The organism is Bacteroides sp. RTP21281st1_H5_RTP21281_210402 (assembly GCF_040918965.1).
Classification (GTDB): domain Bacteria; phylum Bacteroidota; class Bacteroidia; order Bacteroidales; family Bacteroidaceae; genus Bacteroides; species Bacteroides congonensis.
In genome coordinates this window covers 22375-36691 of sequence record NZ_JBCOWR010000008.1, presented here as the reverse complement: position 1 = coordinate 36691, position 14317 = coordinate 22375, and the positions used below count along the sequence as shown (strand labels likewise).

The following is a 14317-nucleotide window of genomic DNA, read 5'->3' as shown; positions in this document are numbered from 1 at the left end:
GATATTCTATTTTATCAATCCCCTGCGTTCCTTACTTTTGTGATGTAATTTGAAAATCGATAAAACTATGAAGTATATTACTGTCTTTTTTAGTCTGTTCCTGATGACTGCTTCTTTAGTAGCCCAGCCGAACTACGACTTTACGAAGTTGAAACGTGAACATTTGGGACGTGGCGTGATTGCCGTTCGTGAGAACCCGTCTACGGTAGCCCTTTCCTGGCGCTATCTCTCTTCCGACCCGATGAATGAATCATTTGATATATATAGGAATGGTGAAAAGATAAACAAGCATCCGGTGAAAAACGCCACTTTCTTTCAGGACACGTATGCAGGGACAGAGCCTGCCCTTTATACCGTCAAAGCCATCAAAGGAAAGACTGAAAGCAGTTACCAACTGCCGGCAAATGCTCCGGCGGGTTATCTGAATATCCCGTTGAATCGTCCGGAAGACGGAACAACTCCGTCGGGACAAAGCTATTTTTATGCCCCGAATGACGCAAGTATCGGTGATGTGGACGGTGACGGCGAATATGAGATTATTCTGAAATGGGATCCGAGCAATGCGCACGATAATTCGCATGACGGCTATACGGGGCCTGTAATCTTTGATTGCTATAAACTGGACGGAAAGCATCTGTGGCGTATCGACTTGGGAAAGAATGTACGTGCCGGAGCGCATTATACTCAATTTATGGTCTATGACCTGGATGGCGACGGTCGTGCGGAAGTGGTGATGAAAACCGGAGACGGAACAATGGACGGAAAAGGGAAAATGATAGGGAATCCCGACGTGGATTATCGCGAAGCGGGCACTTTTGATAAGAAAAGAAACAGGCTTGTCAATCAGGGACGTATTTTGAAAGGAAAAGAATATTTAACCGTATTCTCCGGTCTTACAGGAGAAGCACTACACACCATTGACTATATCCCCGAACGTGGTAACCTGATGGACTGGGGAGATGACCGTGCAAACCGAAGTGACCGTTTCCTTGCCTGTGTGGCCTATCTGGACGGAATTCATCCAAGCGTCGTGATGTGTCGCGGCTATTATACCCGTACGGTATTGGCTGCTTTTGACTGGGACGGGAAAGACCTGAAACAACGTTGGGTATTCGACAGCAATAATCCAGGATGCGAAGACTATGCCGGACAGGGGAATCATAACTTGCGGGTAGGTGATGTGGACGGTGACGGATGCGATGAAATCATCTATGGTTCATGTGCCATTGACCATGACGGCAAAGGATTGTATTCTACCAAAATGGGACATGGAGACGCTCTTCACCTGACTCATTTCGACCCTTCCCGCAAAGGTCTGCAAGTATGGGACTGCCACGAGAACAAGCGCGACGGATCTACTTACAGGGATGCGGCAACCGGTGAAGTGTTGTTTCAAATCAAGAGCAATACCGATGTCGGACGTTGTATGGCGGCTGATATTGACCCGACTTGCCCGGGCGTTGAAATGTGGTCTTTAGCTTCCGGCGGAATCAGAAACGTAAAAGGCGAAGTTGTAAAGGAACGGGTGAGAGGATTGTCTTGCAATATGGCTGTCTGGTGGGACGGTGATTTATTGCGTGAATTGCTGGACAAGAACATCGTGAGCAAATACAACTGGGAAAAAGGTATCTGCGAACGCATCGCCGTTTTCGAGGGAGCTCTCTCCAATAACGGAACGAAAGCGACTCCTTGCCTGCAAGGGGATATCATCGGTGACTGGCGTGAAGAAGTGCTGCTGCGTACAGCCGATAACACAGCTTTGAGGCTTTACGTTTCTACCATTCCCACTGACTACCGCTTCCATACTTTCCTGGAAGACCCCGTGTACCGTATCAGTATTGCAACACAGAATGTCGCTTATAACCAACCTACGCAACCGGGATTTTATTTCGGCCCCGAATTGAAGGGTACCGTGTTCAGAGGATGTAAAATACCTAAAAAATAAAATATGAATATCCGTATCATAGCCGTTGCTTCGTTACTGATAGCCTTGCCTGTCAGTGCACAGAAAAAGAAACCTGTAGTGAATGACTCAAATACACCTTTACATTTGCTGCAACCTGCCTATCAGGGTACGTATGGTGACCTGACTCCTGAACAGGTGAAGAAAGACGTAGACCGTGTGTTTACCTATATAAATAAGGAGACTCCCGCCCGTGTAGTAGACAAAAATACAGGCAAACAGATTACCGACTACACCACCATGGGAGAAGAAGCCCAACTGGAACGCGGCGCTTTCCGTTTGGCAAGTTACGAATGGGGAGTAACTTATTCCGCCTTGATAGCGGCAACCGAAGCCACAGGTGACCAACGTTATACGGATTATGTACAAAGCCGTTTCCGTTTTCTGGCGGAAGTAGCCCCTCATTTCAAACGAGTGTATGAGGAGAAAGGTACAACAGACCCTCAACTGCTGCAAATCCTCACCCCTCATGCACTGGACGATGCCGGAGCCGTATGTGCGGCGATGGTGAAGCTACGCCTGAAAGACTCGTCCCTTCCTGTGGACGAACTGATACGGAACTATTTTGACTTTATCATAAACAAAGAATACCGCTTGGCGGACGGAACTTTCGCCCGTAACCGTCCGCAGCACAATACGCTTTGGCTGGATGATATGTTTATGGGAATCCCCGCAGTAGCACAGATGAGTTGCTATGATAAGGCAAAGAAGGAGAAATACCTTGCAGAAGCTGTGAGACAATTCCTGCAATTTGCCGACCGTATGTTTATTCCTGAAAAAGGACTGTATCGCCACGGTTGGGTGGAAAGCAGTACCGACCACCCTGCCTTCTGTTGGGTACGTGCCAACGGTTGGGCTATGCTGACGGCTTGCGAACTGCTTGACGTATTGCCGGAAAATTATCCCCAACGCTCCAAAGTGATGGACTATTTCCGTGCCCATGTACGTGGTGTGACAGCCTTGCAGAGTGGCGAAGGGCTTTGGCATCAACTGCTCGACCGCAACGATTCTTATCTCGAAACTTCCGCTAGCGCAATTTATGTCTACTGTCTGGCACACGCCATTAATAAAGGCTGGATTGACGCTATCGCTTACGGTCCTGTCGCCCATTTGGGATGGCACGCCGTGGCAGGGAAAATCAATGCGGAAGGTCAGGTGGAAGGCACTTGCGTAGGTACAGGTATGGCTTTCGATCCTGCTTTTTACTATTATCGCCCTGTCAATGTATATGCGGCACATGGATACGGCCCGGTACTTTGGGCGGGGGCGGAAATGATTCGCCTGTTGAAAAATCAGTATCCGCAGATGAATGACAGTGCCGTTCAGTACTATCAAAAGAAACAAAAGACAACGGCTCCTATCTTCGCTGTCGAAACAGAAGAGCGGAACGATTAACTTTTAAACGAACGATTAACTTTAAAATAAATAAGACCATGAAACGAGAAGCATTTAAGATGTATTTGAAGCCCGGCTGCGAAGCCGAATATGAAAAAAGGCATGCTGCCATCTGGCCCGAACTGAAAGCATTGCTTTCCAAGAACGGCGTGTCGGACTACTCCATCTACTGGGACAAGGAGACGAATATCCTTTTTGCTTTCCAGAAAACGGAAGGGGACGCAGGTTCGCAAGACTTGGGTAATACGGAGATTGTACAGAAATGGTGGGATTATATGGCGGACATCATGGAAGTGAATCCGGATAATTCGCCGGTATCCATTCCTTTACCGGAAGTGTTCCACATGGATTGATTTTTATAATTAGGTTGAATTGATAGTGTAGGGGAATGTTTGGTAGGAAATACAAGCATTCTCCTCATACTATTTAAATGAAGTGTTTCTTTCTTATTCCAACTATCTTGACTATTTTTGTCCAACATTAATTCTTAATCTTGGAATCTATTATGACTCAAAGACACCTTTCACTCTTCCTTTTTCTCGTTTGCTTTGTGCTGAATGCTTATAGCGCAATAGAACTCCGTTCCACGCAAATGAGAACCAGTGACGGTCTTCCCAATAACTCTGTCCGTTATATCTATCAGGATAGCAAAGGCTTCCTGTGGCTGGCTACCTTGAACGGATTAAGCCGTTATGACGGCAACTCTTTCCTGACTTTCCGTCCGGAAGCCGGAGACAAAGTCTCTTTGGCGGACAACCGGATTTACGACCTGACCGAAGATAAAGACGGTTTCCTGTGGATTTCCACTACACCGGAATTATATAGCTGTTACGATTTGCAACGTGCCCGTTTTATTGATTATACCGGATGTGGCGAGTCGAGACAGAACTATTCGAAGGTATTCGTAGCCGCCAACGGAGATGTGTGGCTGCATCATTCGGGCAATGGCTGTCGCCGAATGAACCATCAACCGGACGGCGGAATGACCTCTACTGTATTCAGAACCGAACGCGGAAACCTGCCGGATAACAGAGTGAAATTTGTTAATGAGGATGCCAGTGGTCGTATTTGGATTGGAACTCAATGCGGCCTAATCTCTGTCACCAACGGACAATACCAAATAGAAGACCGTCTGATCCATTTCACGTCTTCACTGGCTTACAAGGATGATATGTACTTCCTGACTGCCGACGGGGACATCTACCTTTATCAGTCTGCCACACAAAAGATGCAGAAACTGGCTTCCCTTACCGTTGTAGCAGGAAAGACTTCGCCGACCGGCAATTTCCTGTTAAAGGATAAATGGGTGATTCTGACAACTACCGGAGTATATACGTACGATTTTAACACCGGTGACATTCAGGCGGATTCCCGCATGGATATCAAGAAAGGCGAACTGATACGTGACAATCACGGTGATTATTGGATATACAACCATACGGGACACCTTACTTATGTGCTTGCCGAAACGGAGGAAATCAAAGACTTCCAGTTGATTCCGCAGGACAAGATAAGCTACATCGACTTCGAACGTTATCATATTGTCCATGATTCCCGTGGAATTATATGGATATCAACCTACGGCAACGGTCTTTTCGCCTATAATACCGCCGAAGACAAACTGGAACACTTCATGGCAAATATAAATGACCAGAGCCATATCAGTTCGGACTTCCTGCTCTATGTCATGGAAGACCGTGCCGGCGGTATCTGGGTGGCTTCCGAGTATTCAGGCTTATCCCGCATCTCCGTCTTGAATGAAGGAACTTCCCGTATCTATCCCGAATCCCGTGATTTGTTCGACCGTTCGAATACCATCCGTATGCTCACTAAGATGTCGAATGGTGATATATGTGTCGGTACACGTAAAGGGGGACTTTACACCTTTGATTCCAATCTCCGCTCGAAGATGAACAATCAGTATTTCCATTCCAATATTTATGCCATTGCCGAAGATGGACAGGGACGAATGTGGACAGGAACCCGTGGAAACGGGCTGAAAGTGGGAGATACCTGGTATTATAATAATCCTTCCGACCTCACGGCTTTGTCCGACAATAATGTCTTTTCCATCTACCGCGACCGCAAAGACCGTATGTGGATAGGGACATTCGGTGGCGGACTTGAACTGGCGGAACCTGCGCCCGACGGCAAATATAAATTCCGCCATTTCTTCCAGCAGAGATTCGGAACGCGGATGGTGCGTGTGATAGAGGAAGACGCGAACGGAATGGTTTGGGTAGGAACCAGCGAGGGTATCTGCATCTTTCATCCCGATTCATTGATAGCCGATTCGGATAATTATCACCTGTTCAGCTACACGAACGGCAAGTTTTGCAGTAACGAAATCAAGTGCATCTACCGGGATATGGAAGGGCGGATGTGGATTGGCACATCCGGTTCGGGGTTGAATCTTTGTGAGCCGCAGGATAATTACAATTCTTTGAAGTACGAGCATTACGGCACTTCCGAAGGGCTGGTCAATGATGTGATTCAATCTATCCTGGGAGACAAGAAAGGAAATATCTGGGTGGCTACCGAATATGGCATCTCCAAGTTTAATCCGGCTAATCGTTCTTTCGAGAACTACTTCTTTTCTTCCTACACCTTGGGAAATGTGTATAGCGAGAATAGCGCCTGCATGCGTGAAGACGGAAAGTTGTTGTTCGGAACAAACTACGGTCTGATTGTCATCGATCCTGAAAAGATACAGGATAGCGAAACTTTCTCTCCAGTGGTCTTCACCGACTTGTATGTCAACGGCACACAGATGAATCCGCAAATGGAAGACTCCCCGTTGAAGCAGTCTCTTGCCTACTCGGATGAAATTACTCTGAAATACTTCCAGAATTCGTTTCTGATAGACTTTTCTACCTTTGATTATTCTGATAGCGGGCATACGAAGTATATGTACTGGCTGGAGAACTACGATAAAGGTTGGAGTGCGCCTTCTCCCCTGAATTTCGCTTCTTTCAAGTATCTGAATCCGGGGACGTATGTGCTTCATGTCAAGTCGAGCAACGGTTCGGGCATTTGGAACGATAGCGAGACTACCTTGAAGATTGTGGTTGTCCCGCCATTTTGGAAGACGAGTTGGGCAATGCTGTGCTATGTGTTGTTGTTGATTGTAGCTTTATACTTTACCTTCCGCATTGTCCGCAACTTTAACGGGCTGCGCAACCGTATCAATGTAGAAAAGCAGTTGACCGAATATAAACTGGTATTCTTCACCAATATCTCCCACGAATTCCGTACTCCGCTTACATTGATTCAGGGAGCTTTGGAGAAAATACAGCGCGTCACGGATATTCCCCGTGAACTGATATACCCGTTGAAGACCATGGATAAGAGCACGCAACGTATGTTGAGGCTTATCAACCAGTTACTCGAATTCCGTAAGATGCAGAACAATAAACTGGCACTTTCTTTGGAAGAAACCGATGTCATCTCTTTCCTTTATGAAATATTCCTGAGCTTCGGGGATGTGGCGGAACAGAAGAACATGAATTTCCGTTTCCTGCCTTCCGTGCCTTCCTATAAGATGTTCATCGACAAGGGAAATCTGGATAAAGTGACTTACAACCTGCTTTCCAATGCATTTAAATATACACCTTCCAACGGCACTATCATCCTTTCGGTGAACGTGGATGAAGGGAAACAAACATTGCAGATTCAGGTTTCGGATACCGGAGTCGGTATTCCTAAAGAGAAGCAGAATGAACTGTTCAAACGCTTTATGCAGAGCAACTTCTCCGGTGACAGTATCGGTGTAGGTCTGCATTTGAGCCATGAATTGGTGTCGGTGCATAAGGGTACGATTGAATATAAGGACAACGAAGGCGGCGGTTCCGTATTTACCGTATGTATCCCAACGGACAAGACGGTCTATTCGGAGAAAGACTTTCTGATTCCCGGCAATGTATTACTGAAAGAAGCGGACGGACAGGCGCATCATCTGCTGCAACTCTCGGAAGAACTGCCCGATCCGGAAAAGTTGCCTGCTCCTTTAAACAAACGGAAAGTCCTGATTATTGAGGACGACAACGATATTCGTGAATTCCTGAAGGAAGAAATCGGAGCCTATTTTGAAGTAGAAGTGGCTGCTGACGGAACATCCGGCTTTGAGAAGGCACGCACGTCCGAAGCGGACTTGATAATCTGCGATGTGCTTATGCCGGGAATGACAGGATTTGAAGTAACCCGGAAACTGAAATCGGATTTCGATACAAGCCATATCCCTATCATCCTGCTGACTGCATTAAGCTCACCCGAAAAACATCTGGAAGGTATTGAAGCGGGGGCGGATGCCTACATTGCAAAGCCATTCAGCGTAAAATTACTGTTGGCACGTGTATTCAGGTTGATAGAGCAACGTGACAAACTGCGTGAGAAGTTCTCCAGTGAACCGGGTATCGTGCGTCCTGCCATGTGCACTACCGACCGGGATAAGGAATTTGCCGACCGGTTGGCTGCTATCCTTGAACAGAACCTCGCTCGTCCTGAATTCTCTATTGACGAGTTTGCACAGTTGATGAAGTTGGGACGGACGGTCTTCTATCGGAAGCTGCGCGGTGTGACCGGATATTCACCTAATGAATACCTGCGGGTAGTCCGGATGAAGAAAGCAGCGGAACTGCTGCTCTCGGAAGACAACCTGACTGTTGCGGAAGTATCCTATAAAGTTGGTATCAGCGACCCGTTCTATTTCAGCAAATGTTTTAAGGCGCAGTTCGGCGTGGCACCGTCTGTTTATCAGCGTGGGGTGAATACGGATACTGCTTCTTCGGAGTCACAAGAATCGGATTCATAGCGATAATATAACATATTGGATAATTTTCCTTGTATTTGTGTACAATAGTCTATTGTACAAGAGGGGAAGTACGCCTACTTTTGCAAAGTAAATAGTGCGTAACTGGATTTTTGTATCCATATATCCAATATATTTAATCATTTGTCAGAATCATGAAAACACTTTCTTTCTTTATTCTTGCTTCTTTTTTTAGCGCTTTCTGTACCGGTAGTATCCTGTCAGCAGCAGACTGGAAAGTCCATGTCGCCAAATACAGGCAGGACAAAGCTTGTGCCATCTCCTATACTTTTGACGACGGTCTGGCGGAACATTTCACGGTAGCTGCACCGGAATTGGAAAAGCGTGGCTTCAGAGGTACATTCTGGGTATGCGGTTATTATACGGAACAGGGGGCATCGTCCAAATTACCCCGTATGACTTGGGACGAACTAAGGAAAATGGCAAAAAACGGGCATGAGATTTCCAATCATAGCTGGACGCATAAGAATGCGAAACGTCTGACACTGGAACAAGTGAGGATGGAAATAGAAAAGAATGACAGTGCAATTTTTGCCAATATAGGCGTGATGCCCGTCACTTATTGCTATCCCTATAATTATAAAACCGATGAAATCGTAGAACTGGCTTCCAAAAACAGGGTAGGAACACGTACCAGGCAGATTTCAATCGGTAGCAAATCGACTCCCCAACGATTTGCCAAATGGCTGGATGATTTGTTGAAAAAAGGGGAATGGGGAGTAGGTATGACGCATGGAATCAATTACGGATATGATGCTTTCAAGGAACCGTCCTTGTTTTGGGAACATTTGGACAAGGTGAAAAGCTTGGAAGATAAGATTTGGGTAGGTACGTTCCGTGAAGTGGCCGCTTATATAAGGGAGAAGGACGATATTCAGTTGAAAGTTTCGGAAACAAAGAAAGGCTTGACGATTACTCCTGAAATGACATTAAACAGGAAACTGTTTACAGAACCGTTGACAATGGTGGTTGAAGGCAGGGAAGTGAAAAGGGAACTGAAAGGGGTGTCCGTGAAACAAGGAAAAAAACGGCTGCCGATACGTATTGCCGGAGACAAACTCCTTTTTGATTTCAATCCGTATGCAGGGAAAATCAAAGTAAGCTTTAGATAGAATAATATACACTTTTCCATAGATAATTATACTCCGATGACCTTACTTCCCTTGAATGAATAATTGCCAAGGTATTTGCGTACAATCGTCCATTGTGTACTCCAATAAGTACGTCTACATTTGCGGAAGTAAAAAATCAAAGAACAATAACTTAAAATGAAGACATCAATGAAAAACATGTATTTAGCAGCCGTTATGCTAGTGTCATTAGCTTTCTCTGCTTGTAGTGACGAAGAATCGGGAAAAGCAGACCGCGCCTATAAGCCCATCGAAATTTTTGGAAATATCGACGAAGTGTTGGACAATGTTCAGAAATCCCGTGCTGTCGGCGCGGCATGGACAACGGACGACCGTATCGGAGTGACTGTTGAAGCGGACGAGAATAATGCGACGCCTAATGCAGTGGACACCTATATTAATATCCAGTACCGCAATGAAAACGGAAATGCGTTTCGTGTTGTGAACGAAGGTTCGACAGACAATAATATCCGTCTGAAAGGAGAAGGTGAGTTTACGTTGAATGCTTATTATCCTTATCAGGGTGAGAATGGAACTTTGCCGGGTACGGAAGGTGTGATAGCAAAAACGATAAGCGGCTCAGACCAGGCAGCGGACAAACAGCCTCAAATAGACTTCTTGTTCGCGAAGGCTACCGGGATTCGTGCTGAGGCTCCCGTTACATTTGACTTCTCACACAAAATGACCAAGATAATACTGAAGTTCAAGGCGACCAACGGTGCCACACTGAACAATATGAAAGTTTATCTGAAAAGCCTGCAACTCGAAGGAACTTTCAACGTAACTACCGGTGAGGCTGTTGCTAAGGGCGTCGCTACCCCTAACTCGGAATTAAGCATGGATATTGCCAAACCGGCGGAAGGTGAAATGACTACGTCCATTATTCTCTTCCCGCAAGATATGCCGGAGAAAGTATTGCTGGAAGTAAGGATGAATGATGAAACATACACTCAATATATGCCTGTTCAGAATTTGGAGAGCGGACATGCCTATCCTTATAATGTGACATTCGAAAATCCGGCAATGACAATCACCAAAGCGGAGATTGAAGATTGGATAGTCGAAGATGATAAAGATGTGACAGCTTCGGTTACTGAATAAACGAGTGGTAAGGATTCAAAAAGGAACGATATGAAAAGGAAAGACTTATGGCTCGGCAGCTTATTGACGGTGACAGGTTTCTTCGGGGCATGCACCAATGTAGCGGAAGACGAGTTACAGAATAATAAATATCCGCTGGAGCTGACGGCGGAAAAGTCCGGTATGACTTTCACGCGCGGCATCGGTGAAAAGACTGAATGGGACGGGGGAGAATCCGTTTCCCTTTATGACGGTTTCTCACAGAAACTGTATGAGGTTTCTCAATCGGGAGAAATGAGTGCCAAGAATAACGATCCTCTTTATTGGTACACGACCACAGAGGAAGAAACTTTGTTTGCCTGGTATCCGGCTTCGGAAACCTTATTGACGGAATGGACGGTAGCTGCCGATCAGACTACCGATGAAGCCTATCAAAACTCTGATTTTCTTTATGCCTATGAGAAGATGAAATTCCGCAGCGAACGGAAGCTTAAATTCCGTCATGGAACGGTGAAATTGATTATCAACGTGAAAGGTGACGGGGATACGGTATCAGAAGAAGATTTGAAAGATGTTGTGTTTACTGTAAGTGCAGTGACAAAGGGGACAATGACAGAGGGTAAATTGCAATCCACCGCAGATGTTGAAACGGCAGTGATGAAACCTTATCTGCTAGAGAATACTAGAGAGGGATATGCTTATTCTTTCCAGTTACTGATGATTCCGCAGGATATGTCCGGTAAGTTGTTCTTTAAGGTGGTGTTGAAAGACGGCAGGACTTTCGGGCATACACCGGGCAATGGAGAGGGAATCTTGGAAGGCGGATATCAATATACATACAATGTAGGAGTTGGTAAGCCGGGACTGAAAGTGACCATAGAGAAAGATTCTGTTTCGTGGGACGGTGATGATGAAGAAGTGGAAGGAACTGATAAGGAATAATATTCAAAATTTGAAGCGAAGATGAAACAATATAAACTTATACAAGTAGCTTTGCTGGCAATCCTGTTGTTCGGTTGGGCTGGTTGTTCTCAGATTGAGGAAGAAGTTCCGGGAAATGCACGGAACGGAATTGTACTGAATGTGACTGACACAGGTCTGATTAGCAATGAACCGTCTACACGTACGGAAGATGTGGGATTCGTCACTACCTTTACTCAGGGCGACCAAATCGGATTGTTTGCCGTGAAAGACGGTGCGATATTGAACGAAATCAATAATATGCCCTTTACTTTCAATGGTTCGAGTTGGTCGGGAAAACCGATATTATATGATGACCGCCTGGCGGGAGTGACTTTCTATGCTTATTATCCTTATCAACCGGATATGAGCGATAAAACAGATTTGGCAGGCGACGATTTCTTTGCTCCTTTGGTAGCCGGTTGGGAGTTGACTGCAGAGCAGAGTGACCAAAAAGTATATGCGAAACAGGATTTGATGACCTCAAATGCAACCGCATTGATTAGTGAGAACGGAAACTACTCATTAAGTTTTCAGTTGACACACCGCATGAGTCTGGTTGTTGTGAAACTGCCTTCCACCCGTTATATCTTTACGGATGCCGAAGGAGTGGCAATGCCGGAAGAAACTCCTTATGTTGCTATGCCTGTTGATGTAGCTTTCTATCTTGACAATGTGGACGAAGGAAATAAAATAGCTCCTTATTATGATGCAAAGCAGGATGAATACCGTTTGCTAAGGAAACCGTCATCGGAGAATCAGATTATCGGTCATTACAATGACAAGCAATGTACGCTTGATACGGCGGAAAAGATGAAAGAAGGAAAGTACAAACGTTTCATTGTTGATGGTGGATATAAAGAGGTGACACATCATTTGCAGGTGGGCGATTTGTATTATGCGGACGGTAGTGTTATTTCTGTAGAGGAAGAAACTCCTTCTTCTAAAAACTGTATTGGTGTAGTTTATTATGTTGGTAATCCGCAACCATCTGCTCGATATGGTGATGTAAGCAACTATAAAATTACTCCGGAAATGGATATCTTGAAACAAGAATATCCTAATTGTTGTCATGGTCTTGTATTGGCATTGGGGACTGATGTTGCAGATAGTTGGGGAGATGCAACTGTTTTTATGCATGAATGGTTCTTGACTTTTGATGCAAAGTCTCATTTTACCTCATTAAGTGGATATTATTTTGATAATGCAAAGGATAATGCGAAGAATATTGAAACTCGGTTTGGATTGGGATATAATAATGTGAGGGTGATTGAAGAGTATGTAAAGCTTAATATTGATAAGAGTGATTCTTATGTTGTACTTCAACAAATAAGAGAATATCAGAATAAATATGATACTCCAAGTACGAGTACAAAGTGGTATTTGCCTTCGATAGGTGACTTTAATGGTCTAATTGCTACTAGTACAAATAATTTATTTCCACTTCTGAATAGACAAATTGAAAAAGTTGGTGGTATTGGATTACACTCTAATAAGGAGTATTGGACTAGTACTGAAAGAAGAAAAGAATTGACCTATTATGCAATATATAATGGTAGTCGGTTTGAAACAAATAAGACGAAAAATAAGACGACAGAATATTTATATCGTTTTGGTCTTGCTTTTTAATTCGATGTTTTTGAGGTATTGTATATTGAAAGCATAAAGCATAAAGGATTATGAAAAAAGTAATTGTATCAATGATATTGGCGGTGTTTCTTGTATTAACAAGTTATGCACAAGTCTATAAATTCGACTTTACTTCTGACAAGAAAGTAAAAGAGGGATATACCAAAGTGACATCCGAAACCTTGTTCAACGAAGAACAAGGTTACGGATACGACCTGCAACCGGCATGGGACGGAAAAAGCAACCAACCTTTTTTCTTCTCCGTCAATGTTCCCGACGGTAATTATAAAGTAACCGTTACTCTTGGCAGCAAGGACTCAGCCGGAAATACGACGGTACGTGCCGAATCCCGCCGTTTGTTTATAGAGAATCTTCCAACTAAGAAAGGAGAAACGCTTGTTGAATCTTTCACCGTCAACAAACGGAACATGTATATCAACAGGAAGCAAAAAGTCAAAATCAAACCGCGTGAAAAGAATAAATTGAACTGGGATGAGAAACTGACACTTGAATTCAACGGTGATGCTCCGCGCATAACTTCCTTAGTTATCGAGCGTGAAGATAAAGTTCCCACCATTTTCCTTTGCGGCAACTCCACTGTAGTAGATTATGACAACGAACCTTGGGCTGCCTGGGGGCAAATGTTTCCACGTTGGTTCACCGACGGGATAGCTATAGCCAATTATGCCGAATCCGGAGAATCCGCCAATACCTTTATCGGTGCCGGACGTTTGAAGAAAGCCCTGACACAGATGAAGAAAGGCGATTATCTCTTTATGGAGTTCGGGCACAATGACCAGAAGCAGAAAGGCCCCGGCAAAGGAGCTTTCTATTCTTTCATGTATAATCTGAAGATTTATATTGATGAAGCGCGTGCAAGAGGTACGTATCCTGTATTAGTGACTCCGACACAACGCCGTCGCTTCGATAAGAATGGCAAGATAATGAACACTCATCTTGATTATCCTGAAGCGATTCGTTGGTTGGCAGAAAAAGAAAACGTACCTTTGATTGATTTGAATGAAATCAGCCGTACGCTTTATGAGGCAATGGGCGAAGACGGCTCTAAACATGCGTTCGTGCATTATCCGGTCAATACCTATCCGGGACAGACGAAGGAATTGAAAGATAATTCCCACTCCAATACTTTCGGTGCTTATGAACTGGCTAAATGTATTATTGAAGGAATGAAGAAAGCTGATTTGGATGCGGTGAAGTTCTTGAAAAAGGATTATAAAGGATTCAATCCTGCTCATCCCGACAGATTTGAAGATTTCAAATGGAATCTGTGTCCGTTTACGGAAATAGAGAAACCGGACGGTAATTAATATA

General features: G+C 44.7%; 9 protein-coding genes. All 9 read left to right on the top strand.

What is annotated here, in order from left to right:
• Positions 1-67 precede the first annotated feature (67 nt).
• The 9 genes from AB5443_RS13195 (at position 68) to AB5443_RS13155 (ending at position 14313) form a co-directional block, all read left to right on the top strand.
• Complete coding sequence (locus tag AB5443_RS13195) at positions 68-1945, top strand: rhamnogalacturonan lyase (protein WP_277135436.1); 1878 nt, start codon at positions 68-70, stop codon at positions 1943-1945.
• Between the two features lie 3 nt (positions 1946-1948).
• Entirely contained in the window at positions 1949-3358 is a 1410-nt protein-coding gene (locus AB5443_RS13190; RefSeq protein ID WP_277135437.1) for a glycoside hydrolase family 105 protein, read from the top strand.
• A 38-nt stretch (positions 3359-3396) separates the two neighbouring features.
• A complete protein-coding gene (gene rhaM, locus AB5443_RS13185; protein WP_022138180.1) occupies positions 3397-3711 on the top strand; it encodes an L-rhamnose mutarotase in 315 nt (104 codons plus the stop codon).
• Positions 3712-3863: 152 nt separating this feature from the next.
• Positions 3864-8168: a two-component regulator propeller domain-containing protein gene (locus AB5443_RS13180; protein WP_277135438.1), complete on the top strand. Its 4305-nt coding sequence runs from the start codon at positions 3864-3866 to the stop codon at positions 8166-8168.
• 152 nt (positions 8169-8320) lie between these two features.
• The gene (locus AB5443_RS13175) at positions 8321-9298 is read left to right on the top strand and encodes a polysaccharide deacetylase family protein (RefSeq protein WP_277135439.1); all 978 of its coding nucleotides are present in this window, start codon (positions 8321-8323) and stop codon (positions 9296-9298) included.
• Between the two features lie 168 nt (positions 9299-9466).
• Complete coding sequence (locus AB5443_RS13170; RefSeq protein ID WP_277135440.1) at positions 9467-10417, top strand: fimbrillin family protein; 951 nt, start codon at positions 9467-9469, stop codon at positions 10415-10417.
• Between the two features lie 30 nt (positions 10418-10447).
• Positions 10448-11338, top strand: coding sequence for a fimbrillin family protein (locus AB5443_RS13165; protein WP_368113901.1), 891 nt, complete (start codon positions 10448-10450; stop codon positions 11336-11338).
• A 21-nt stretch (positions 11339-11359) separates the two neighbouring features.
• Entirely contained in the window at positions 11360-12985 is a 1626-nt protein-coding gene (locus AB5443_RS13160) for a fimbrillin family protein (RefSeq protein ID WP_368113900.1), read from the top strand.
• A 50-nt stretch (positions 12986-13035) separates the two neighbouring features.
• A complete protein-coding gene (locus AB5443_RS13155; RefSeq protein WP_368113898.1) occupies positions 13036-14313 on the top strand; it encodes a rhamnogalacturonan acetylesterase in 1278 nt (425 codons plus the stop codon).
• Positions 14314-14317 lie beyond the last annotated feature (4 nt).

Excerpts from the sequence above, each read along its gene's own strand:
- AB5443_RS13170 (WP_277135440.1), top strand. The coding sequence starts at position 9,467 with ATGAAAAACATGTATTTAGCAGCCGTTATGCTAGTGTCATTAGCTTTC.
- AB5443_RS13190 (WP_277135437.1), top strand. The coding sequence starts at position 1,949 with ATGAATATCCGTATCATAGCCGTTGCTTCGTTACTGATAGCCTTGCCT.
- AB5443_RS13160 (WP_368113900.1), top strand. The coding sequence starts at position 11,360 with ATGAAACAATATAAACTTATACAAGTAGCTTTGCTGGCAATCCTGTTG.
- AB5443_RS13155 (WP_368113898.1), top strand. The coding sequence starts at position 13,036 with ATGAAAAAAGTAATTGTATCAATGATATTGGCGGTGTTTCTTGTATTA.
- AB5443_RS13175 (WP_277135439.1), top strand. The coding sequence starts at position 8,321 with ATGAAAACACTTTCTTTCTTTATTCTTGCTTCTTTTTTTAGCGCTTTC.
- AB5443_RS13180 (WP_277135438.1), top strand. The coding sequence starts at position 3,864 with ATGACTCAAAGACACCTTTCACTCTTCCTTTTTCTCGTTTGCTTTGTG.
- AB5443_RS13195 (WP_277135436.1), top strand. The coding sequence starts at position 68 with ATGAAGTATATTACTGTCTTTTTTAGTCTGTTCCTGATGACTGCTTCT.
- AB5443_RS13165 (WP_368113901.1), top strand. The coding sequence starts at position 10,448 with ATGAAAAGGAAAGACTTATGGCTCGGCAGCTTATTGACGGTGACAGGT.
- rhaM (WP_022138180.1), top strand. The coding sequence starts at position 3,397 with ATGAAACGAGAAGCATTTAAGATGTATTTGAAGCCCGGCTGCGAAGCC.